18 protein-coding genes are annotated in these 20528 nt (G+C 59.8%); 8 read left to right on the top strand and 10 right to left on the bottom strand.

Annotation, left to right across the window (positions count from 1 at the left end):
- Positions 1-97: 97 nt before the first annotated feature.
- Together hslO and QYH43_RS03620 are read left to right on the top strand one after the other, a co-directional pair.
- Entirely contained in the window at positions 98-1000 is a 903-nt protein-coding gene (gene hslO / locus QYH43_RS03625; RefSeq protein ID WP_301156332.1) for an Hsp33 family molecular chaperone HslO, read from the top strand.
- Between the two features lie 180 nt (positions 1001-1180).
- Positions 1181-2722: a phosphoenolpyruvate carboxykinase gene (locus QYH43_RS03620; protein ID WP_095058231.1), complete on the top strand. Its 1542-nt coding sequence runs from the start codon at positions 1181-1183 to the stop codon at positions 2720-2722.
- Between the two features lie 96 nt (positions 2723-2818).
- Here the strand turns inward: QYH43_RS03620 and QYH43_RS03615 are convergent, their stop codons facing one another.
- The 3 genes from QYH43_RS03615 to QYH43_RS03605 all read right to left on the bottom strand — a co-directional run bounded on the left by QYH43_RS03615 (position 2819) and on the right by QYH43_RS03605 (position 5425).
- The gene (locus QYH43_RS03615; protein ID WP_095058232.1) at positions 2819-3172 is read right to left on the bottom strand and encodes a DUF1493 family protein; all 354 of its coding nucleotides are present in this window, start codon (positions 3170-3172) and stop codon (positions 2819-2821) included.
- 648 nt (positions 3173-3820) lie between these two features.
- Complete coding sequence (locus QYH43_RS03610) at positions 3821-4111, bottom strand: hypothetical protein (protein ID WP_095058236.1); 291 nt, start codon at positions 4109-4111, stop codon at positions 3821-3823.
- A gap of 249 nt (positions 4112-4360) precedes the next feature.
- Positions 4361-5425, bottom strand: coding sequence for a S8 family peptidase (locus QYH43_RS03605; protein ID WP_301156329.1), 1065 nt, complete (start codon positions 5423-5425; stop codon positions 4361-4363).
- 264 nt (positions 5426-5689) lie between these two features.
- Between QYH43_RS03605 and QYH43_RS03600 the strand changes: the two genes are divergently transcribed.
- The 3 genes from QYH43_RS03600 (at position 5690) to QYH43_RS03590 (ending at position 9535) form a co-directional block, all read left to right on the top strand.
- Entirely contained in the window at positions 5690-7618 is a 1929-nt protein-coding gene (locus QYH43_RS03600) for an ATP-dependent DNA helicase RecQ (RefSeq protein ID WP_301156327.1), read from the top strand.
- Between the two features lie 111 nt (positions 7619-7729).
- Entirely contained in the window at positions 7730-8956 is a 1227-nt protein-coding gene (locus QYH43_RS03595) for a 3-hydroxyacyl-CoA dehydrogenase (protein WP_095058239.1), read from the top strand.
- Between the two features lie 156 nt (positions 8957-9112).
- Positions 9113-9535, top strand: a complete 423-nt coding sequence (locus tag QYH43_RS03590; RefSeq protein ID WP_095058240.1) for a thioesterase family protein — start codon at positions 9113-9115, stop codon at positions 9533-9535.
- A gap of 66 nt (positions 9536-9601) precedes the next feature.
- Here the strand turns inward: QYH43_RS03590 and QYH43_RS03585 are convergent, their stop codons facing one another.
- The 3 genes from QYH43_RS03585 to fdhD all read right to left on the bottom strand — a co-directional run bounded on the left by QYH43_RS03585 (position 9602) and on the right by fdhD (position 13575).
- Entirely contained in the window at positions 9602-10096 is a 495-nt protein-coding gene (locus QYH43_RS03585; RefSeq protein ID WP_095058241.1) for a glycine zipper domain-containing protein, read from the bottom strand.
- A 294-nt stretch (positions 10097-10390) separates the two neighbouring features.
- Positions 10391-12739 carry an FdhF/YdeP family oxidoreductase gene (locus QYH43_RS03580; protein WP_095058242.1) on the bottom strand — a complete coding sequence of 783 codons (2349 nt, stop codon included), beginning with the start codon at positions 12737-12739 and terminating at the stop codon, positions 10391-10393.
- Complete coding sequence (gene fdhD, locus QYH43_RS03575; protein ID WP_095058243.1) at positions 12736-13575, bottom strand: formate dehydrogenase accessory sulfurtransferase FdhD; 840 nt, start codon at positions 13573-13575, stop codon at positions 12736-12738. Before fdhD ends, QYH43_RS03580 begins: the two co-directional genes overlap by 4 nt.
- Before the next feature lie 263 nt (positions 13576-13838).
- Here fdhD and lysM point away from each other — a divergent pair, with 263 nt between their 5' ends.
- The gene (lysM, locus tag QYH43_RS03570) at positions 13839-14279 is read left to right on the top strand and encodes a peptidoglycan-binding protein LysM (protein ID WP_095058244.1); all 441 of its coding nucleotides are present in this window, start codon (positions 13839-13841) and stop codon (positions 14277-14279) included.
- Positions 14280-14434: 155 nt separating this feature from the next.
- Here lysM and yrfG read toward each other — a convergent pair whose 3' ends face one another.
- Positions 14435-15097, bottom strand: a complete 663-nt coding sequence (gene yrfG / locus QYH43_RS03565; RefSeq protein ID WP_301156323.1) for a GMP/IMP nucleotidase — start codon at positions 15095-15097, stop codon at positions 14435-14437.
- Between the two features lie 88 nt (positions 15098-15185).
- Here yrfG and nudE point away from each other — a divergent pair, with 88 nt between their 5' ends.
- Together nudE and cysQ are read left to right on the top strand one after the other, a co-directional pair.
- Entirely contained in the window at positions 15186-15749 is a 564-nt protein-coding gene (gene nudE, locus QYH43_RS03560) for an ADP compounds hydrolase NudE (RefSeq protein WP_095058246.1), read from the top strand.
- 20 nt (positions 15750-15769) lie between these two features.
- Positions 15770-16576 (top strand): 3'(2'),5'-bisphosphate nucleotidase CysQ, encoded by an 807-nt coding sequence (gene cysQ, locus QYH43_RS03555; protein ID WP_301156390.1) that lies wholly within the window; start codon positions 15770-15772, stop codon positions 16574-16576.
- A gap of 126 nt (positions 16577-16702) precedes the next feature.
- On the opposite strand, the gene QYH43_RS03550 is transcribed toward cysQ, so the two are convergent.
- Genes QYH43_RS03550 through QYH43_RS03540 form a run of 3 tightly spaced genes read right to left on the bottom strand, consistent with a single transcriptional unit; the run spans position 16703 to position 20398 of the window.
- Positions 16703-17158, bottom strand: a complete 456-nt coding sequence (locus QYH43_RS03550) for a YiiD C-terminal domain-containing protein (RefSeq protein WP_301156321.1) — start codon at positions 17156-17158, stop codon at positions 16703-16705.
- A 40-nt stretch (positions 17159-17198) separates the two neighbouring features.
- A complete protein-coding gene (locus QYH43_RS03545; RefSeq protein WP_301156320.1) occupies positions 17199-18593 on the bottom strand; it encodes a sigma-54 dependent transcriptional regulator in 1395 nt (464 codons plus the stop codon).
- Positions 18590-20398 (bottom strand): ATP-binding protein, encoded by a 1809-nt coding sequence (locus QYH43_RS03540; RefSeq protein WP_095151787.1) that lies wholly within the window; start codon positions 20396-20398, stop codon positions 18590-18592. The genes QYH43_RS03545 and QYH43_RS03540 overlap by 4 nt, the downstream gene beginning before the upstream one ends.
- Between the last annotated feature and the right edge of the window lie 130 nt (positions 20399-20528).

The following is a 20528-nucleotide window of genomic DNA, read 5'->3' as shown; positions in this document are numbered from 1 at the left end:
ATGTCTTCATTGGCGGAACATTGCGCGCCCAAAGGGGTGGCGCAGGTAAACTTCCTTGCTCCCGTCATCTTTTTCATCACTTCAGATACCCAGACCTATGACCGACCAAGCGGATAACGACTTCACCCAACGCTTCATCTTCGATGACAGCGACACCCGTGGCGAGCTGGTCTCGTTGGAGCTCAGCTACGCCGAAGTCCTGGCCAAACACGCCTACCCGCAGCCTGTCGCGCAATTGCTCGGAGAGCTGATGGCGGCCGCATCGTTGCTGGTCGGCACATTGAAGTTCGATGGCTTGCTGATTCTGCAGGCACGCTCCGAAGGCCCGATTCCGCTGTTGATGATCGAGTGCTCCAGCGAGCGCGACATCCGCGGCCTGGCCCGTTACGAGGCGGACCGCATCGCCCCTGACGCGACCCTGGCTGACTTGATGCCGGATGGTTCGCTGACATTGACCGTCGACCCGAAACGGGGTCAGCGCTACCAGGGCGTCGTCGATCTGGATGGCGAAACGTTGTCCGATTGTTTCACCAACTACTTCGTCATGTCCCAGCAGATTGGCACCCGCATCAAGCTCTGCGCCGATGGCCGTCGTGCCCGTGGCCTGTTGCTGCAACAACTGCCCGCCGACCGTTTGAAAGACGACGACGAACGCGCCGCCAGCTGGCAGCACATCACCACCCTGGGCGGTACGCTGACCGCCGATGAGCTGCTGAGCCTGGACAACGAAACCGTGCTCCACCGCCTCTATCACGACGAGCAGGTGCGTCTGTTCGACGTGCAGAAGTTGCGTTTCCGCTGCAGCTGCTCGCGCGAACGTTCGGCCAATGCACTGGTCAGTCTGGGTATGGAAGACGCGCAGCAATTGGTCGTCGAACACGGTGGCAACATCGAGATCGATTGCCAGTTCTGCAACCAGCGCTACCTGTTTGATGCCGCCGATGTCACTCAATTGTTCGCCGGCGCGGGCATCGAGACGCCGTCGGATACCCGTCACTAAAACGGTTCAGCGCAGGTAAATTCACTGGCAAGTGCCGGATTAACGCCGTTACGACAGGAGGGGCCTACTTTTTTTGGCCTTTTCTGGCATAATCCGGCCCACTTTTTTCGCGGTAGTAGTGCACGACTTTCTACTACAAAAACGTTTGGAGCACTCGGCCACTGGCCGACGGGGAACCTCATGACGCAAGCCAATAACGCCGTGTACACCGATCTGAGTGTTGATGATCTGGTTAAAGAAGCCCTCAACCGCGGTGAAGGCGAGCTTGCCGATACCGGCGCACTGGTTGTTCGTACCGGTCACCGTACCGGCCGTTCGCCAGTCGACCGTTTCATCGTTGAAGAGCCATCCACTTCGGCCGCCATTGCCTGGGGCCCGATCAACCGCAAGTTCCCGGCCGACAAGTTCGATGCCCTGTGGGACCGCGTTGAGGCATTCAACAACGCGCAAGAACACTTCGTTTCCCACGTGCATGTAGGTGCCGCTTCCGAGCACTACCTGGCCGTGAAGATGACCACCCAGACTGCCTGGCAGAACCTGTTCGGTCGTTGCCTGTTCATCAACCCTGCCCAGTACAACCCGGCTGGCCGTGATGAATGGCAAGTGCTCAACGTTGCCAACTTCGAATGCGTGCCAGAGCGTGACGGCACCAACTCCGACGGTTGCGTGATCCTCAACTTCGCACAGAAGAAAGTGCTGATCGCCGGCATGCGTTACGCCGGTGAGATGAAGAAAGCGATGTTCTCGGTGCAGAACTTCCTGCTGCCGGCCGCTGACGTACTGCCTATGCACTGCGCCGCCAACATCGGCGAAGAAGGCGACGTGACCCTGTTCTTCGGTCTGTCCGGCACCGGCAAAACCACCCTGTCCGCCGACGAAAGCCGTTACCTGATCGGTGACGACGAACACGGCTGGGGCGAAGGCGTGGTGTTCAACATCGAAGGCGGTTGCTATGCCAAGTGCATCGACCTGTCCGAGAAGAACGAGCCGGTTATCTGGAAAGCCATCAAGCACGGCGCAGTCCTGGAAAACGTCGTTATCGACGATGCCAAGCACGCCGACTACGCCGATGTCAGCCTGACCCAGAACAGCCGCGCCGCCTACCCGCTGGAGCACGTTGCCAAGCGTTCCGAGCAGAACCTCGGTGGCGAGCCGAACGCTGTGATCTTCCTGACCTGCGACCTGACCGGCGTACTGCCGCCAGTGTCGATCCTCAACGAAGAACAAGCGGCTTACCACTTCCTGTCCGGCTACACCGCACTGGTGGGCTCGACTGAAATGGGTTCGGGCAGCGGCATCAAGTCGACCTTCTCCACCTGCTTCGGCGCACCGTTCTTCCCGCGTCCGGCTGGCGAATACGCAGAACTGCTGATCAAGCGCATCCGCGGCTTCGGCTCCAAGGTCTACCTGGTCAACACCGGCTGGACCGGCGGTGGCTACGGCGTCGGCAAGCGCTTCAACATCCCGACCACCCGTGCCGTGATCGCAGCGATCCAGAGCGGCGCGCTGATCGGTACCGAGACCGAGCACCTGGACACCATCAACCTCGACGTGCCAGTGGCCGTACCGGGCGTTGAGACTGGCCTGCTGAACCCACGCAACACCTGGGAAGACAAAGCCTCCTACGACGAAGCCGCCAAAGCACTGGCCGGCCTGTTCATCGAGAACTTCAAGAAGTTCGAAGTGAGCGACGCGATCAAGGCTGCGGGTCCTAAGCTGTAAGTGTTGGTTTGAGCTAACGAAAAAGCCGCCCTTCGGGGCGGCTTTTTTGTGCGCAAAATTCGGTTTTTAGCGGGCAAGCCAGAATGCCTCGGGCCGTTACAGGCCTTCGAGCTCATCCGTGTCCCAGCGTTGGGCCTTGATGGCCTGGTAGAGCATGCCGATGGTCAATGACACCTTCTCACCGCGACCTTTGGCTTTGCGCTTTAGATTCACATCAGGGCCGGCAGGCTGGAAATAGCGGTAACTGTCGAAATCCACGAAGTCGATTGCGAAATGGTTTTCCAGGGTTTCGATCAGGTGCTGGGCGTCTGTTCCGTTGCACCCCAAGTCGAAGTTGATCGAGGTGCTGAGGCTTATGGTTTTGCGCTCGGGGAAGCCGAGTTCTTCGTGCAGCAGTTGCAGGAGTTGCTGCATCACGTGGTCGTCGGGGAGGTCGGGGGCGAGGTTCATGGCGGAGCGTCCGGTTGGGCCTGGATGGATCTTATTGGTCGTTGGACATGAGGGGAAGGATTGAAACCGGTGTTTATCGCTCAGGATTTCGTTCATCTCCTGAACGCAATCCATTAGCTCATCGAAAAATCTGCTCATGGCTGCCTCGTATGCTCGATGGCGACTTCAATGCTTTGTTTTCCGTTGCAGCAGATCTTACTGCTTGATCGCTCCTGCGTAATACGTAGGCGCGATCTGCAGATGACGTCAGGCCGGCGCTTTCCAGTTCAGCATGCGTTGCTGGGCGGCTTCGAGGATGTCTTGCGGGTTGGCCTCTGTGTCGATGATCAGGGGCGGGGTGTCGGTTAAGTTCGTTTTGAGTGGACGATATCGATTTTGAAATGGATTTAGTGTGGCCACTGAAGAAAACCTCTAGTAAGTGGAAATGTGCGTTCTCTCTTATTCGAGTGACCAAGCCCGAGTCGCTGATTTGGCAGCGACAGTCCGGACTATAGGTTTGAGTCACTGGTTGGCGATAGCCGACAAGGTGTCTTCTTTTGTAGGACCTTGCCGAAGCTTTGATAGGGCATTGCTGACGGACTTATCCACAGTGCACCGCGTTATCGTTCATCGCGAGCAGGCTCGCTCCTACAGGGGGTGTGGTGTTCTTCAGACGGTGAGTTTCGGCAGGCGTTGCCGGGCGATGTCGAGCAGGTCGTTGCCGTCCTGAGTCAGCAGATACAGGGCACTGACGATTTTCGGGATGTCGCTCGCGTCGGCCTGTTTGAAGCAAAGGCAATACAAGGTTTCCAGCAGGTCGCTGGCGGCGCGGATGCGCTGGCGGGCGGCATCGAGGATCTCGTAGGGATCGGCCTCGGTGTCGATGACCAGCACCGGGGTTTCGCTGTAGCTGGATGTAAGTGACTGGTAGCGTTCGGTCGTTGTGTTCAGCGGGGGCATTGATGTCGGTCCTGTGAGAAATCGGAGGTCACTCCGGCAGGCCGCCACAGTATCTTCAGCCGCGCAAAAACTATGAAGAGAGCGGCGCATCAGAGCAATACGGCCGCTATCGACAGGTTTTGTAGGGCGTTTACACCGATAGGGGAATGCTCCTACGCCCCCCATTGGTTTGATTGATGAACGCTTTTTCGGGTAACGATTCCTACGAGCTGAGCAGAAAAAACTGTTGGATGCGTCGACGATCAGGATTCAATCGGTCCCAGGTGCGGGAAGACGTCGCGATGCTGCTTCAAGATCCAGTAATCCTCGACCATAGGCTTCGCTGTTGGCGTAAAGACCTGTCCGGTTTGCAGTTTCCAGCACGTGGTCGCGAACTTGCTGTGTGCTCATTTCAGGGTACAGGCTCTGCACGGCTGCCAATGCGCCACTGACCAATGCGGCGGCGGGGGACGTGCCAGCGGTTTGCACGTATTTACCGTCCTTGCCTGTGGTCAACAAACCTTGACCAGCACCCGAATCCCCACCGGGAACGGCGATGCACCATGCCGCAGCTACGCCACAGTAATTGGATTTACCATTGATGGCACTGCCGTCGTTTTTCAACGCTACGACCGCGATCCAGCCTTTTTCCAGTTCAGGGATGGCAAGGGGCAAGCCCGGTTCTGCCAAAGGCTCTCGTTTGAGTTCATTGCCGGTTGGAAACACAAATACGGCACCTTCTTGAACCAGTTGCCGAGCCTTCACCAGCGAGTCTGGCATGACCTGGCTGTAACGCGCTTCAGTGAGTTCCGTCGCTGGAATGGCATTGGCCCAGGAGTTGTTGAAGATCCGCGCGCCGCTGTCAAAACCTGACTGCCAGGAGCGGGCAATTTCACTGTCAAAGAAAAAGGGTTCGTTATCGTCGCCGAAACGGAAGGGGATCAATTGCGCATTGAATGCGACGCCGTGCATGCCATGGTCATCCTTGTTGGCGGCGAGAATACCGGCCATCTGGGTGCCGTGACCGACGCGGTCAAATGTCCCCGGCCGGTTCTCAACATAATCAAACCCGGGGGCACCCACCCTGCCTTCAAACTCTGCAAGTTCGGCGTTCAGGCCTGAGTCAATCAAAGCGAGGGTCACACCCTGCCCGGTGCCGCCGCGTGCGTAGAGGCGTGACGCCTGCACGACCGCCAACCCCTTTTGAGCGTGATACTCAGGTGTCTCGAATGTGTCGGGCGCAATTGTGGTTTTTTCGGGAACAGTCAGGCATCCGCTGAGCAGCACAGGCATGGCCAATAGGAGCGCAAATTGAAAAGCATAGGGTTGGAACATGATCGGTCCTTCGAAAGGGGGCGCCCGTTTCAGTCCTCTTCAGTGATGAAAACGTCGCGCAGAATCTGGTTGGTCATAGAACATACCTGCGCCGCACTGGGGGCGTGAGATGGCAAAAGGCTCTGTGTGTTTCAACCTGTGGCGCGAGCGGGAGCGGGTTATGGCTGTATCATCCCGTATCGTTTTTACCCCCGACCTTTTCTCGACTCACTGCGATCGCCGACTAGGCTTTGCTCATCGCAGCGGTCAACGGAGTGACAGCTTATGCACAACACCCTGGAACAGGTTTTCGGTTATCCACAGTTTCGGCCCGGTCAGGAAGCGGCGGTCAGCGCGGTGCTGGCGGGGCGCTCGGCGGCGGCCATTTTTCCCACCGGTTCCGGCAAATCCCTGTGCTATCAATTGTCGGCCGTGCTGTTGCCACACCTGACGCTGGTGGTCTCGCCGTTGCTGGCGTTGATGCAGGATCAGTTGGCGTTCCTGCAACGTCATGGCATCGCTGCGGGCAGCATCGATTCGGCCCAGAGTCGCGATGACGCCAGCGACGTGATGGCCCGCGCCAAGTCCGGTGAATTGAAGATTCTGATGATTTCGGTTGAGCGCCTGAAGAACGAGCGCTTCCGCAATTTTCTTCAGCAAGTGCCGATCTCGCTGTTGGTGGTGGACGAGGCGCATTGCATCTCGGAATGGGGTCATAACTTCCGTCCGGATTACCTCAAGCTTCCGGACTACCAACGGCAGTTCAATATCCCGCAGGTGCTGCTGTTGACGGCAACGGCGACACCCAAAGTCATTGTGGATATGCAGACAAAATTCGCCATTGCCGCTGACGATGTCGTCACCACGGGTTTCTATCGACCCAACTTGAATCTGCTGGTGGAGCCTGTGCGGGGTCAGGACAAGCGTCGTCGCCTCGTCGAGTGGATGGCTGAGCGCCACGGCCAACCGAGCATCGTGTACGTCACGTTACAGAAGACCGCCGAGCACATTGCCGAGCACCTCAATCGTAATGGCATTCAGGCCGAGGCTTATCACGCCGGTTTGCCCCACGACCAGCGCGACGGTATCCAGAAACGCTTCATGGGCGGGCAGTCCGGTTGCATCGTCGCCACCATCGCCTTCGGCATGGGCATCGATAAAAGCGACATCCGCAACGTGGTGCATTTCGACCTGCCCAAATCCATCGAAAACTACAGCCAGGAAATCGGCCGCGCAGGACGCGATGGCCAGCCGTCCGATTGCCTGGTACTGGCCAACCGCGACAGCCTCAACGTGCTGGAAAACTTCGTCTACGGCGATACGCCTGAGCTGGATGGCATCCGCCATGTGCTCGACGAACTGCAAGCTTGCGCCCCGGAAGGACAATGGGAGTTTTTGCTGGGACCGCTGGCCGACCAGAGCAACATCCGTCAGCTCCCGCTCAAAACCTTGCTGGTGCAGTTGGAGCTGCGTGGAATTATTGCCCCGCGCTATGCCTATTACGCGGAGTACCGATTCAAGTACTTGCTGGAACCCGATGCCTTGCTGGCACGTTTCGAGGGTGAGCGCAGGGATTTTGTCGCAGCCATTATCCAGACCTCCAGCCGTGCCAGAACCTGGGCCACGGTGAATTTCGACGCGCTGTATGAACATCATCAAGCCGAGCGAAATCGAGTGGTCAAAGCACTGGATTACTTTCAGGAAAAGGGTTGGGTCGAGCTGGAAAGCAAGCAGATGACCGAGGTCTACAGCCTGCTGCAAAGCGGTTTTGACAGTGCCGCGTTGAGCGAGGAACTGCACGCCTGCTTCAGCCGACACGAACACACCGAGATTGCACGGATTCACGCGATGCTGGATCTGTTCGCTACCGAACGCTGCCTGGGTTATCGCCTGGCCGAGTACTTCGGTGACGAAAATGCGCCACAGCAATGCGGGCATTGTTCGGTGTGTCACGGGCATGTGGCGCGGTTATCGGCACCACCGGCGTTGCCGGCGCTTGTGGATAAAAACTTCGAGGCGTTGTGTGGCAATTTTATCCACAAGCACGAGCAGCACACGGGCAGCGCACCCTCGGCTGAACGCACGACAAGATTCTTGTGCGGTATCAGCGTGCCGCTGTTCACCAAGCTCAAGGCGCGGGCGATTCCGGGGTTTGCGGCGTTGGAGGATTATCCGTATGCCGAGGTGCGGGCGTGGGCCGAGCGGCATCTGTAGCAGGCCACATCCATCCGCTGAATGTTGCTCATCACAGGAATAAATTTCAAAAAAACGTTGTGGCTGACTATGGTGGGGGCTGTCTTAGGATCGCCAACAAGAGAACACAATATGAGCCAGACGCCGACGAATATTCAGCGCGCAGCCGTGATTGGCGCGGGCACCATGGGCCGAGGCATTGTCATGTGCCTGGCCAACGCCGGGGTAGCAGTGCAATGGGTTGATAACAATCCACAGATGCTCGAGCAGGCATTGGTCACCGTAGCAGACACCTACGCCCACAACGTGCGGCAGGAGCGAATCGATCAGGCTGAAGCAGACGCTCGTATCGCTCGGGTCACTGCCGCCGCCGATTACGCGGCCATTCGCGATGTTGATCTGGTCATCGAGGCGGTGTACGAAAACCTTGAGCTCAAGCAGAAAATCTTCCGCGAGCTGGACGGTCTGCTCAAGCCCGAAGCCATTCTGGCGAGCAACACCTCGGCACTGGACATCGACGCCATTGCGGCGGTGACTCGCCGGCCGCAACAAGTCCTTGGCCTGCATTTTTTCAGCCCGGCACACATCATGAAACTGCTGGAAATCGTCCGTGGCGCCCAGACTGCACCGGCGGTCATCGACGCTGCGCTGGCACTGGGCAAACGCATGGGCAAGGTCAGCGTGGTGTCGGGCAACTGCGACGGTTTCATCGGCAACCGCATGCTCAATACCTATGTGCTGGAGGCGCGAAAAATGCTGCTGGAGGGGGCTTACCCCTATCAGGTGGATGCGGCGCTGCAAGGTTTCGGTTTCGCCATGGGGCCGTTCCGCATGTTCGACGTGGTCGGTGTCGATTTGCAGTGGCGTTCCCGACAACTGTCCGGTGTCGGTCAGGATGCACCTGAGGTTCAGGTGGATAACCGGTTGTGCGAGATGGAGCGTTTTGGTCAGAAGAGTGGCAACGGCTATTACCACTATGAGCCGGGCAGTCGTCAGGCCGAACATGATCCTCTGGTCGATGCGTTGGTGCTGGAAGTCAGCGAAGGGCTGGGGTTCCAGCGTCGCGAGATCAGCCAGGAAGAGATTCTGGAGCGCTGCTTGCTGGCACTGGTCAACGAAGGGGCGAAGATCCTTCAGGAAGGCATCGCCGGATCGGCCCACGATATCGACCTGGTTTACCTCAACGGGTACGGTTTCCCGGCAGACAAGGGCGGGCCGATGGCCTGGGCGGATCAGCAGGGGTTGGCGGATATTCACCGGCGCTTGATAGACCTTGAGACACGCCAGGGTGATCACTGGAATCCGGCGCGGGTGATTGGTGAGCTGGCAGCGGCTGGCAAGGGCTTTGCTGACAAGTGATTGATGTGGCGCCCGCGAGGACGCCTTCGCCAGCAGGCTGGCTCCCACAGTTGATCCAGGTTGCCCGCAGATTTTGGCAATGTGCGAGCCTGCTCGCGATGAGTTCAACTCGGTTTTTCGCCGTAGACTGGCGAACCCACTCAGGAATCAACACTGATGCCTCATCGCACCGAGTACCCGCACTTCCAGCCCGTCACCACGCGCTGGCATGACAACGACGCCTACGGTCACGTCAACAACGTCACCTACTACAGCTTTTTCGACACCGCGGTGAACACCTACCTGATCGAAGTCGGTGGTCTGGATATCCACGATGGCGAGGTGGTGGGGTTCGTGGTGAGCTCAGCCTGCGATTACTTTGCGTCCATCGCTTTCCCGGACCGGATCGAGATCGGTCTGCGGGTGGGCAAGTTGGGCAACAGTTCGGTGCAATACGAACTGGCCGTGTTCAAGCAGGGAGAAGACGAGGCCTGCGCGGCGGGGCGCTTCGTGCATGTGTTTGTCGATCGTGGGTCGAATCAACCCGTGGCGATTCCTGCAGGGTTGCGCGGGGCGCTGGAGCGTCTGGTGGTTCAGTAAGGCAAAAAAAATCGCAGCCCTTGGGCTGCGATTTTTGTTGTACTCACCAGCGAGGCGCTCGAGGCGTTAGTCGCGGTGGTACTTGTGGTGCTTGCGATGACCATAGGCATGGCCACGGCCCGGATGGCCGTCACGGTAGTAACGACGGTCATTATGGCTGCGATACGAACGATGATCGTCGTCGTGATCATTATCATTGTCGTACTCTTTGCCCATGTAGTTACCCAGTGCGCCACCGGCACCGCCGCCCGCTGCGGAGCCGATCAGGCTGCCGGTGGTGCCGCCCACGCTGCGGCCGACCACGTTACCGCCCGCAGCACCCAACGCACCGCCAATGGCGGCTTCGCCACGACTGTGTTTGTTTGCGCCGACTGCGCTACCACCCGCGCCACCCAGGGCAGCACCGATGGTGGAACCTGTATTGCCGCCTAACGACTGACCGACGACCGAGCCTAGAACCCCGCCCAATGCGCCGCCCACACCAGCTTCGGTGGTGCCGCCAGCAGAGGCAATGCCACTGACCAGGCCAAGGGACAACAAGAGAATCGAGGAGTACTTCATGGGGGAACCTCAAGGGGATGACGATGCGATCCTGAGGCTCCGAATTGTGCGTGACAATCGAAATCCGACGAATAACACGACTTGTATACAATTGTGCAAGTTACTGTTTTCTGGATGGAACTTAACTTTTTTTCGCCGGTCTTTTACTTATTCCCGAAGGCTGTTTTCATTTGAAAACGGCCTTTTTTGTGGGCGATTGAAATGTTTTTGCGTGGCCCATCAAGAATTTAAAAGATCGCAGCCTTTGGCAGCTCCTGCAGGGATTGCCGAAGGCTGCGATTTTTTAATTTTGCGTTACGCCGACCGGGCCATAATCAACCCTGAGTCACTCGCCGCCTCCAGGCGGATCGCCACGAACTTCGACGTCGGTGTATGGCTACCATCACCGATGCTTTCCAGTGGCACCAACGGGTTCACTTCCGGATAGTACGCCGCCGCTTGCCCGGCCGGGATGTCGAATGCCAGCAGCGTGAAGCCTTTCACCCGGCGCTCGACGCCATCGTCCCAGATCGAAACGATGTCGGCCTTCTGACCAGGCTTGAAGCCCAGGCGGATGATGTCGGCTTCGTTGACGAACAATACATCGCGTTGTCCCTTCACGCCGCGATATCGGTCATTAAGGCCATAGATCGTGGTGTTGTACTGATCGTGGGAACGCATCGATTGCATGATCAGGTCCGGCAGCACGCCGGTGGCGCGGGTGCGCTCGTGGACCAGATCCTTGGGCAACCTGTTGGGTTTGAAAGTGGCCCGGCCCGACGCGGTGTTCCATTTGCGCGCACCGGCGCTGTTGCCGAGGTAGAAACCGCCCGGGTGCTTGATCTTCTCGTTGAAGTCTTTGAAGTTGGGGAGGGTGTCGGCGATCAGGTCGCGGATGCGGCCGTAGTCGGCCACCAGCCAGTTCCAGTCCACCGGATGGCTGCCCAGCGTCGCAGCAGCGATCCCGGCGAGGATCGCCGGCTCCGAGCGCATCTGGTTCGACAGCGGCTGCAACTGGCCGTTGGAGGCGTGGACCATGCTGAAGGAGTCTTCGACGGTCACCGCTTGCGGGCCTTCGAACTGGATATCGATGTCAGTCCGGCCCAGGCACGGCAGGATCAGCGCGTCTTTGCCGTGGGTCAGGTGGCTGCGGTTGAGCTTGGTGCTGATCTGCACGGTCAGGTCGCAGTTTTGCAGCGCCTGGAAGGTCCGTGGGCTGTCCGGGGTGGCTTGGGCAAAGTTGCCGCCCAGGCCGATGAAGACTTTTGCCCGGCCTTCGGCCATGGCGTGAATGGCCTCGACCACGTTGTGACCGTGGGCGCGCGGTACCTTGAACTGGAAGCGATGCTCCAGCGCGTCGAGAAACGCCGCTGGCGGACGCTCATTGATGCCCATGGTCCGGTCGCCCTGCACGTTGCTGTGGCCTCGCACCGGACACAGGCCGGCGCCCGGTCGGCCGATGTTGCCGCGCAGCAGCATCAGGTTGGCGATTTCCTGAATGGTCGCCACCGAATGACGATGCTGAGTGATGCCCATGGCCCAGCACATGATGACGTTCTTGCCCTTGGCATACATGCGTGCTGCTTGCTCGATCTCCTCGAGGGTCAGGCCGGATTGCTCGATGATCTGTTCCCACGGGGTGTCATCGATGGTCGCCAGATAATCCAGCACGTTGACGCTGTGTTCATTGAGGAAGTCGTGATCGAACACCGCCGGGGCGCCGGTCTTTTGCGCGTCGCGTTCCCACAGCAGAAGGAATTTCGCCATGCCGCGCATGATCGCCATGTCGCCGCCGAGTGCCGGTCGGAAGAAGGCGGTGTTGGTCGGCTTGTCGCGGTTGGTGAGCATTTCGATCGGATGCTGCGGGTGCTGGAAGCGCTCCAGCCCGCGCTCCTTCAGCGGATTGATGCACACCACTTGCGCGCCGCGATTCACCGCTTCACGCAAGGGTTCGAGCATCCGCGGGTGGTTGGTGCCGGGGTTCTGGCCCCAGACGAAGATTGCATCGGCGTCTTCAAAGTCGTCGAAGGTCACGGTGCCTTTGCCGACGCCAACGCTCTGCGCCAACGCGACACCGCTGGCTTCGTGACACATGTTCGAGCAGTCAGGGAAGTTGTTGGTGCCATAGGCGCGCACGAACAGCTGGTACAAAAAAGCCGCTTCGTTGCTGGCGCGGCCCGAGGTGTAGAACTCGGCCTGATTGGGGCTCGCCAAGCCGTTCAAGTGTTTGGCGATCAGGGCGAAGGCGTCGTCCCAACTGATTGGCTTGTAGCGGTCGGTTTCGGCGTCGTAGCTCATTGGCTCGGTCAGGCGACCTTGATATTCGAGCCAATAGTCGCTTTGTTCCAGCAATGAGGTGACGCTGTGTTTGGCGAAGAACTTGCCATCGACACGGCGTTTGGTCGCTTCCCAGTTCACCGCTTTGGCGCCGTTCTCGCAGAACATCACCATGCCCTTTTCCGGCGAATCGCCCCAGGCGCAACCGGGGCAGTCGAAGCCACCGTTCTGGTTGGTCTTGAGCATTATGCGGAGATTTTTCAGCGCGTTGTCGCTGGTCATCCAGGCCTGGGCCACACTGATCAGCGCACCCCAGCCACCGGCCGGACCTCTGTAGGGCTTGTAGCGAGGGACGGGTTTCTGGTCGGCTTGGCGGTGTTGACTCACGCTTGGTTCTCCATCGCGGGACTGTAGACCCGCGGCGCATTCTTTTGCGGCAGGTGAATGAGATTGAGGTTGTGGCGCCGGGCCCATTGCACGGCAAGGCCGGTGGGTGCCGACAGGCTGACCAGCGTCTGAATGCCGGCGCGCAGGACTTTCTGGATCAGTTCGAGGCTGCAACGGCTGGTGACGATCGCCAGCCCGCCAGCGGTCGGGATCTTTTGTCGGATCAGGCCGCCGATCAATTTGTCGAGGGCGTTGTGCCGACCGATGTCTTCACGGCCCAGCAGCAACTCGCCCTGGTCATTCATGAACACCGCCGCATGCACTGCACCGCAATGCTGGCCCAGCGGCTGGAACGCTCCAATGCGCTGGCGCAGTCCGTCGAGCCATTCGGCGGGTGGCAGCGGCGCGCCGGGTAAAACTTTCAGGTCCGGCAATGCCTGCTCGACCGCCTCCACGCCGCACAACCCGCAACCGCTGGTGCCGGCCAGTTGCCGACGCTGTTGCTTGAGGTTCCAGAAGGCGCGATTGGCGATGGTCACTTGCGCGTATTGCGCCGACCCCGAGCCACTGAGTTGCAGGTCATAAATGTCCGTGGCGTCCTCGATGATGCCGCTGCCCAGGCTGAAGCCGACAATGAAGTCTTCCAGATCTGTGGGCGTCACCAGCATGACCGCCTGGCTGATGCCGTTGAAGGCAATGGCCAGCGCCACTTCTTCGGCCAGCGCGGTGCTGGCCGATTCCGAGTACTCAAGATTGCTGTAGCTGTATGTCTGGCTTGCGGCGGGCGCGGGCGTTTCGAGGGCAGGCGCCGCGCAGGCAGGGCGCTTGGTGTTCATGGCATCACCGACGGTTTGATCAGCTTTAAGACTAGGCGTGACAACATGTCGCGTCTAATCGCTATTACTGATCTACCGATAGATGCGCTCGATCAAGCTCGGCCAGCGATTGCGGATAAATCGCGAAACAGGCTTGCGCGAGCATGCTGGATGTCGATCTTCGCTCCAGGCGGGAAGCGGCGTCATTGGTCGGGTTGAATTCGCAAAGGGCGACTGTGGTCTAGGCTTTGATGTCTGGAACCCAAACCCAAGGAGAGTGAAACATGAGTCTTTTCAGCTTTATCAAAGAAGCAGGCGAGAAGCTTATTGATCTACTGACGCCGGGCAATGCCAATGCCAGTGAGCAGTTGAAGGAACACATCAGCAAGGTTGGCCTGGGTAATCCGAATGTACAGGCGACGGTCGACGGCGACAAAGTCACCGTGACCGGTGAAGTCGCGAGTCAGGAGGAGAAAGAAAAGATCCTGCTGGCATTGGGCAACATTGCCGGGGTTGGCAGTGTGGATGATCAGATCACTGTGACAGGACCGGTGGTCGCTGCCGCGCGTTTTGTGGTGGTGAAAAAAGGCGACACCCTCAGCGCGATTTCCCTGAGCGTGTATGGCAATGCCAACCAGTACAACAAAATCTTCGAGGCCAACAAGCCGATGCTGTCGCACCCGGACAAGATCTATCCGGGGCAGACACTGCGAATTCCCGAGTAACACAAAACCTGTGGCGAGGGAGCTTGCTCCCGCTGGAGTGCGAAGTACTCCCAATTTGGTCAATGCGTTCTCTCTGATAGATCGCATCAGCTGAATGGCGACTGCTGCGCAGCCGAGCGGGAGCAAGCTCCCTCGCCACATTGACCGTGTCAGGTCTACAGCCCTGCAATCAAATCCCGATAATCCTCAACCGCCGCAAACTCTGCGGTGTCCTTCGGCCCTTTGCGGCTGTCGGGTTCGCGTACGGCCAGCAAATGCGCCACACCAAAATCCCGTGCACTGCGCAGAATCGGCAGGGTGTCGTCGATAAACAGGCTGCGCGCCGGGTCGAAATCGATGTCGGCTTGCAAGGCGTCCCAGAACTGTGGGTTTTCTTTGGGGAAGCCGTAATCGTGGGAGCTGATCAGGCGCTCGAAGTACGGTGCCAGCTCGATTTTTTCCAGCTTCAACGACAGCGAATCACGATGGGCGTTGGTGATCAGCACCACGCGTTTGCCGGCCTGCTTGATCGCGGCGAGAAAAATGTCTGCGTCCGGGCGCAGGGCGATCAGATGGGCGGTTTCCAGTTTCAGGTCGCGCACGGGTAATTTCAGTTCGGCACTCCAGAAATCCAGGCAGTACCACTGCAACTGGCCGGCATTGCGTTCGAACAATGGCTGCAACTCCAGTTCAGCCATGGCCCGGCTGACGCTGTGTAACTCTGCATAGCGTTGGGGCAAATGTTCGAGCCAGAAATGGTTATCGAAATGCAGGTCCAGCAACGTGCCGTCCATGTCCAGCAGAACGGTATCGATGTCGGACCAGGGTAGTGAAGGCATGGCAACTTCTCGGGCGGTAGAAAGATTTCTGGCGTAAACAATCGGGAAAGCCGCGTTATAGTACCGCGTTCACGCCAAGGAGCTTTGCATGCGCCAGAAACCCACCATACTCGCCCGCGAAATTGTCGCCACCAGTCGATTGTTCTGCGTGGAAGAGCTGAAGCTGCGCTTTTCCAACGGCGTGGAGCGCACGTATGAGCGCCTTGTCGGCAAGGGGGCCGGGTACGGCGCAGTGATGATCGTGGCGATGCTGGATGCCGAACATGCGGTATTGGTCGAGGAATACTGCGGCGGTACCGATGAATATGAGATGTCCCTGCCCAAGGGCTTGATCGAGCCGGGCGAAGACGTGCTGGCGGCGGCTGAACGTGAACTCAAGGAAGAGGCCGGTTTCGGCGCGCGTCAGCTTGAGCACTTGACCGAGTTGTCATTGTCCCCCGGCTACATGAGCCAGAAAATTCAAGTGGTGTTGGCCACCGATCTGTACGAAGAGCGCCTGGAGGGTGACGAACCCGAGCCGATGGGCGTGAGCAAGGTCAACCTGCGCGAGTTGTCGGCCTTGGCGCAGAATCCGCAATTTACCGAAGGCCGTGCCTTGGCGGCGCTGTACCTGGCCCGTGACCTCTTGACCCAGCGTGGAGCGTTTCAGTGACGAACTTTTCTCATCCATTGATGGCGCCGATTGTTGAGCTGGCGTTGCAGGCGGGCGATGCGATCCTGCCGTTCTGGCGCACGGGCACGGCCGTCACCGCCAAGTCGGATGACTCCCCGGTGACCGCGGCGGATCTGGCAGCCCACCACCTGATTCTCGCGGGCCTGACCGCACTCGACCCGAGCATTCCGGTGCTGTCGGAAGAAGACGCCAACATCCCCCAAAGCGTCCGCGCCGGATGGCAGCGCTGGTGGTTGGTCGACCCGCTGGATGGCACCAAGGAATTCATCAGCGGCAGCGAAGAATTCACCGTCAACATTGCCCTGATTGAAAACGGTCGCGTGGTGTTTGGCGTGGTCTCGATGCCGACCAACGGTCGTTTTTATGTCGGCGGTGCCGGGCTCGGTGCGTGGCGTGGCGACAAGGGCGGCACGCCAGTGGCGATTCAGGTGCGTGATGTTTTAGCGCCTGGTGAAGCGTTCACTGTGGTTGCCAGTCGTCGTCATTCCAGCCCGGAGCAGGAGCGTTTGCTGGTCGGGTTGAGCGCCAGCCTTGGCGAATTGCAATTGGCGAATATCGGCAGCTCGCTGAAATTCTGCCTGTTGGCCGAAGGCGCGGCGGATTGCTATCCGCGCCTGGCACCGACTTCGCAGTGGGATACCGCTGCCGCACAAGGCGTGCTGGAAGGGGCGGGCGGGGAAGTGCTGGATCTGAGCGGCGAACCGTTCTGCTATCCGGCGCGGGAGTCGCTGTTGAATGAATTCTTCCTGGCCTTGCCGGCGAAGGCGGCATGGCGGGAGCAGTTGCTGGCGCTCGCGCGGTCCTGAGATCGACACCTGTTGTGGCGAGGGAGCTTGCTCCCGCTGGGTCGCGAAGCGGCCCCAACATTTTTCGACTGCTGCGCAGCCGAGCGGGAGCAAGCTCCCTCGCCACAGGGTTTTGCATCCTCAGGTTCAGCGGTGCAACACGTACTGCCCGACAAACCTCACCGCCACCTCATCGCTGCCCTCATTGACCACCCGAGTGTTCAACGTCAACCGCGCTCGGCTGTATCGCTGGAAGGTGGTCAAAAACTTCTTCCACACGACCGGGTCCGGCGCCTGGCAAATGGCGTTGGCATCGCCCGTCACCGGTAGCGGGTAGCTGATCTGCCCTTCCTGAATCACGATGTGCCCGTCCGTAATGCCTTCTTCTTTCAGACGCAGGTGCAACCAGCCCCAACCGGCCAGGACGGCGCCGCAATACAGGCTGCCGCCAAACATGGTGCTCTTGTGGTTGACGTTGGCCTCCAACGGCAAGCGCAGGCGCAGTTGCTGGTCATGCCAGTCGAGCACCGTGAGGCCCATCTCCCGGGTGAGGGGAATGTCGTGATGCAGGACGGATTCGAGTTGACGACTGTCGCGGCTCATTCACTGACCTCTTGTTTGAAATGGATGACTGGACGGCCACTCAATCGAGGTCGTCGGGTTGGGGACTTGCGCCACTGTCGGCGAAACTCAAGCCGTGCTTGCGCAGTTTGTCGTGCAGGGTCTTGCGCGGAATGCCGAGGGCTTCGGCGACGCTGCGCACTGAGCTGTGGGAACGTGCCAGTTCAGCAGCGATCAGGGTTTTTTCGAAGTTTTCCACTTGCTCGCTCAACCCGCCACTGACGACGTCTATCGCCGTGCCGAGGCCACACTGCGGCTCAGTGTTGTCCAGCGCCAATTCCAGACCCAGGGCAAAACGTTCAGCGGCATTTTGCAGTTCGCGAACATTGCCGGGCCAGGTGTGGCGCAGCAACAGCGCACGCTGACCGGGTTGCAGTTCATGGGGTGGCAAGCCGTGGCGGGCGCTGGCCTCATCGGCAAAATGCTGGAACATCACCAACGCATCTTCACCCCGCTCACGCAGCGGCGGAATGCGCAGCGGTGCGACGTTCAGGCGGTAATACAAGTCGGCGCGGAAGCGACCCTGATCGGCCGCCTGGCGCAGGTCTTCCTTGGTCGCGGCGATGATGCGGATATCCAGCGGGATCAGTTGATTGCCCCCCAAGCGCTCGACCACGCGTTCTTGCAGCAAGCGCAGCAACTTCACTTGAACATCCAGGCTCATGCTTTCGATTTCATCCAGGAACAGCGTGCCGCCATTGGCGAACTCGAACTTGCCGATGCGGCGTTTTTGCGCGCCGGTAAAGGCGCCGGGTTCGTGACCGAACAGCTCGCTTTCGACCACGGACTCGGCCAGCGCCCCGGCATTGATCGCCACGAACGGACCGTTGCGCCGGTTGGACAAGTCGTGCAGCGCTCGGGCCACGACTTCTTTACCGGCCCCGGTTTCGCCGAGGATCAGCACATCAGCCTTGGTCGCCGCGAGTGCGCCGATTTGCTCGCGCAGGCGCAACATTGAGGCGGATTGCCCGACCAGGCGCGTGCTCAACTCATTGCGATCACTCAGGGCCAGCCGCAGGCTGCGGTTGTCCAGCACCAGTCGGCGCAGGGCCAGGGCACGGCGCACGCTGTCGAGCAGAGCGTCGCTGGCGAAGGGTTTTTCCAGAAAGTCGTAAGCCCCGGCGCGCATGGCCTGCACTGCCAGCGGCACGTCACCGTGACCAGTGATCAGCAACACCGGCAGGTCGGGGTCCTGGGCATGCAGTTCAGTCAGCAATTCGAGACCGTCCATCCCCGGCATGCGGATATCGCTCACCACCACGCCCGGCCAGTCGCGCTCAAGCTGCCCGGCCAAACCTTTGGCTTCGGCCAGCGGCAGAATTTTCAGGCCGGCCAGATCCAGCGTCTGGCTCAGGGCCTGGCGCAGATGGGGATCGTCGTCGATCAACACGACCTGGATACGGTTGTCGATGGTCATGCACTTCGGTCCTCGGACGGTTGCAGGCTCACACCCGGCGCGCCTGCGCGTAGCTTCAGGGTAATCAGCGCGCCGCCTTCCTTGTGGTTGGCGAACGACAGTTCACCGCCGAAGGCGCGCATCAGGGTCTCGCAAATCGCCAGGCCCAATCCAAGCCCCTGAGTACGGGTCTTGGTGGTGTAGAAGGGCTCGCTGGCGCGACCAAGGGCTTCCATGCAAAAACCGGGGCCGTTGTCGCGAATGTACAGGTTGACGCCTTCGGCTGTGGATTGGGCACTCAGCCAGAGTTTGCGCGGCGGACCTTTTTCGGTCAGTGCGTCCAGAGCGTTGGCCAGCAGATTGCCGAGCACCTGGCGCAGACGGGTTTCCCCGGCCTCGACCCAAAGCGTCGCGGCGGGCAAGTCGCGGATCAATTCCACTTCCATGCTGCGTCGGCGTTTGGCCAGCAAGGCCAGCGCATCGTCCAGCGCCGGTTGCAGGGCGACACTTTCCGGAGCGTGGCGATCGCGCCGGGCAAAGGCACGCAAATGGGCAATGATCGAGGCCATGCGCCCGGTCAATTCGCTGATCAGCTTGAGGTTGCCACGGGCGTCATCGGTGCGCTGGTGGTCCAGCAGCACTTCGGCGTTTTCCGCGTAACTGCGGATGGCGGCCAGTGGCTGATTGAGTTCGTGGCTGATGCTCGCCGACATGGTCCCCAGCGCTGATAGTTTGCCGGCCTGCACCAGATCATCCTGGGCGCGGACCAGTTCCTGCTGAGCCTGTTCGCGCTCCAGCACTTCCTGTTTCAGACGACGGTTGAGGCCTTCGAGATCGCTGGTGCGTTCGGCGACCCGGCCTTCCAGCTCGCGACGGGCCTTGGCTTCGAAGGCGATGCGTTCGAGGTAATGGCGACGGCGCTGCATCATCAGGCCAAGCAGCAACATCGCAACCAGCAGCGCTGCGCCGCCGATGGCGACCACCGTGCGTACCGGCCGGTCGATCAGGGTGCGCGGGGCAAGAATGCTGACGTTCCAGCCCGTTTCGGCGATGGGTTGGGTTTGAGTCAGCCAGGCATCGGGATTGAGCTCCAGCGGCTTCGGGTCGCGGGTTGGATAAGGCTGAATCGCGGTGATGGCTTTGTTTTCTGCTTCGCTCAACGGGCGCGTCGAACGGAATCGCCACTCCGGGCGTGACGTCAGAATCACCACGCCGTTATGGTCCGTCAGCAGCAGCTGTTCCGGGGTTTTACCCCACAGGCTTTCGGTGTGGTCCAGGTCTACCTTGACCACCAACACGCCGACGATTTTCTCGCCATCGCGCACGCCCGCCGCGAAGAAATAACCGCGCTTGGCGGAGGTGGTGCCCAAACCGAAAAACCGTCCGAGCCGCCCGGCCATGGCTTCGCTGAAGTACGGCCGGAAAGAAAAATTGCGCCCGACGAAACTGTCGTGTTTGTCCCAATTGGAGGCGGCCAGGGTTTTACCGCTGGCGTCCATCAGGTACATGACTTCGGCACCGGTCTGGGCGCTGATGTTCTTCAACAGGCGGTTGGCGTTGCCCTGGGTGACGCCGTCGTCCGGTGCACCGAGCACGGCGCGCAGGGCCGGCAGGTCGCCGAGGATCTGCGGCAACACTTCATAGCGGTGCAGGGTGCCCAGCAGGTTGGCGACGTAGAGGTCGAGGGTCTGACGGTTCTGACTGGCCAATTCGCTGCGGTAGTAGCGTTCCGCCAGATGCTGCAACGGCCAGAGCAGCGGTGCCAGGCACAGTGCCAGCAGGGCCAGGCTGCGCCAACGGGGTCTGGGGGGAAGGGTCGGAGTCATGAGCATCGAGCGCCTGTGGGTACAGGCGCATTATGCCTAGGCTTGCGGGCACCGTCTGCGCGAGAAAACGGCCCTGCAAACGCTCAGTGCCGACCGTGGGGGGTTGCGTATCGCCCGAAGCGGTGGCGAT

The sequence above is a fragment of the Pseudomonas sp. C32 genome, from assembly GCF_030417915.1.
GTDB lineage: Bacteria > Pseudomonadota > Gammaproteobacteria > Pseudomonadales > Pseudomonadaceae > Aquipseudomonas.
Note: the sequence above shows the minus strand (reverse complement) of the source record. Positions and strands in the feature narration are given on the sequence as shown.

What these genes read in the sequence shown, in the direction of transcription:
- QYH43_RS03620 (WP_095058231.1), top strand. Translation starts at nt 1,181, where the DNA reads ATGACGCAAGCCAATAACGCCGTGTACACCGATCTGAGTGTTGATGAT.
- QYH43_RS03615 (WP_095058232.1), bottom strand. Translation starts at nt 3,172, where the DNA reads ATGAACCTCGCCCCCGACCTCCCCGACGACCACGTGATGCAGCAACTC.
- fdhD (WP_095058243.1), bottom strand. Translation starts at nt 13,575, where the DNA reads ATGAACACCAAGCGCCCTGCCTGCGCGGCGCCTGCCCTCGAAACGCCC.
- QYH43_RS03540 (WP_095151787.1), bottom strand. Translation starts at nt 20,398, where the DNA reads ATGACTCCGACCCTTCCCCCCAGACCCCGTTGGCGCAGCCTGGCCCTG.
- QYH43_RS03545 (WP_301156320.1), bottom strand. Translation starts at nt 18,593, where the DNA reads ATGACCATCGACAACCGTATCCAGGTCGTGTTGATCGACGACGATCCC.
- QYH43_RS03585 (WP_095058241.1), bottom strand. Translation starts at nt 10,096, where the DNA reads ATGAAGTACTCCTCGATTCTCTTGTTGTCCCTTGGCCTGGTCAGTGGC.
- yrfG (WP_301156323.1), bottom strand. Translation starts at nt 15,097, where the DNA reads ATGCCTTCACTACCCTGGTCCGACATCGATACCGTTCTGCTGGACATG.
- QYH43_RS03590 (WP_095058240.1), top strand. Translation starts at nt 9,113, where the DNA reads ATGCCTCATCGCACCGAGTACCCGCACTTCCAGCCCGTCACCACGCGC.
- QYH43_RS03600 (WP_301156327.1), top strand. Translation starts at nt 5,690, where the DNA reads ATGCACAACACCCTGGAACAGGTTTTCGGTTATCCACAGTTTCGGCCC.
- lysM (WP_095058244.1), top strand. Translation starts at nt 13,839, where the DNA reads ATGAGTCTTTTCAGCTTTATCAAAGAAGCAGGCGAGAAGCTTATTGAT.
- QYH43_RS03550 (WP_301156321.1), bottom strand. Translation starts at nt 17,158, where the DNA reads ATGAGCCGCGACAGTCGTCAACTCGAATCCGTCCTGCATCACGACATT.
- QYH43_RS03595 (WP_095058239.1), top strand. Translation starts at nt 7,730, where the DNA reads ATGAGCCAGACGCCGACGAATATTCAGCGCGCAGCCGTGATTGGCGCG.
- nudE (WP_095058246.1), top strand. Translation starts at nt 15,186, where the DNA reads ATGCGCCAGAAACCCACCATACTCGCCCGCGAAATTGTCGCCACCAGT.
- QYH43_RS03605 (WP_301156329.1), bottom strand. Translation starts at nt 5,425, where the DNA reads ATGTTCCAACCCTATGCTTTTCAATTTGCGCTCCTATTGGCCATGCCT.
- cysQ (WP_301156390.1), top strand. Translation starts at nt 15,770, where the DNA reads ATGGCGCCGATTGTTGAGCTGGCGTTGCAGGCGGGCGATGCGATCCTG.
- QYH43_RS03610 (WP_095058236.1), bottom strand. Translation starts at nt 4,111, where the DNA reads ATGCCCCCGCTGAACACAACGACCGAACGCTACCAGTCACTTACATCC.
- hslO (WP_301156332.1), top strand. Translation starts at nt 98, where the DNA reads ATGACCGACCAAGCGGATAACGACTTCACCCAACGCTTCATCTTCGAT.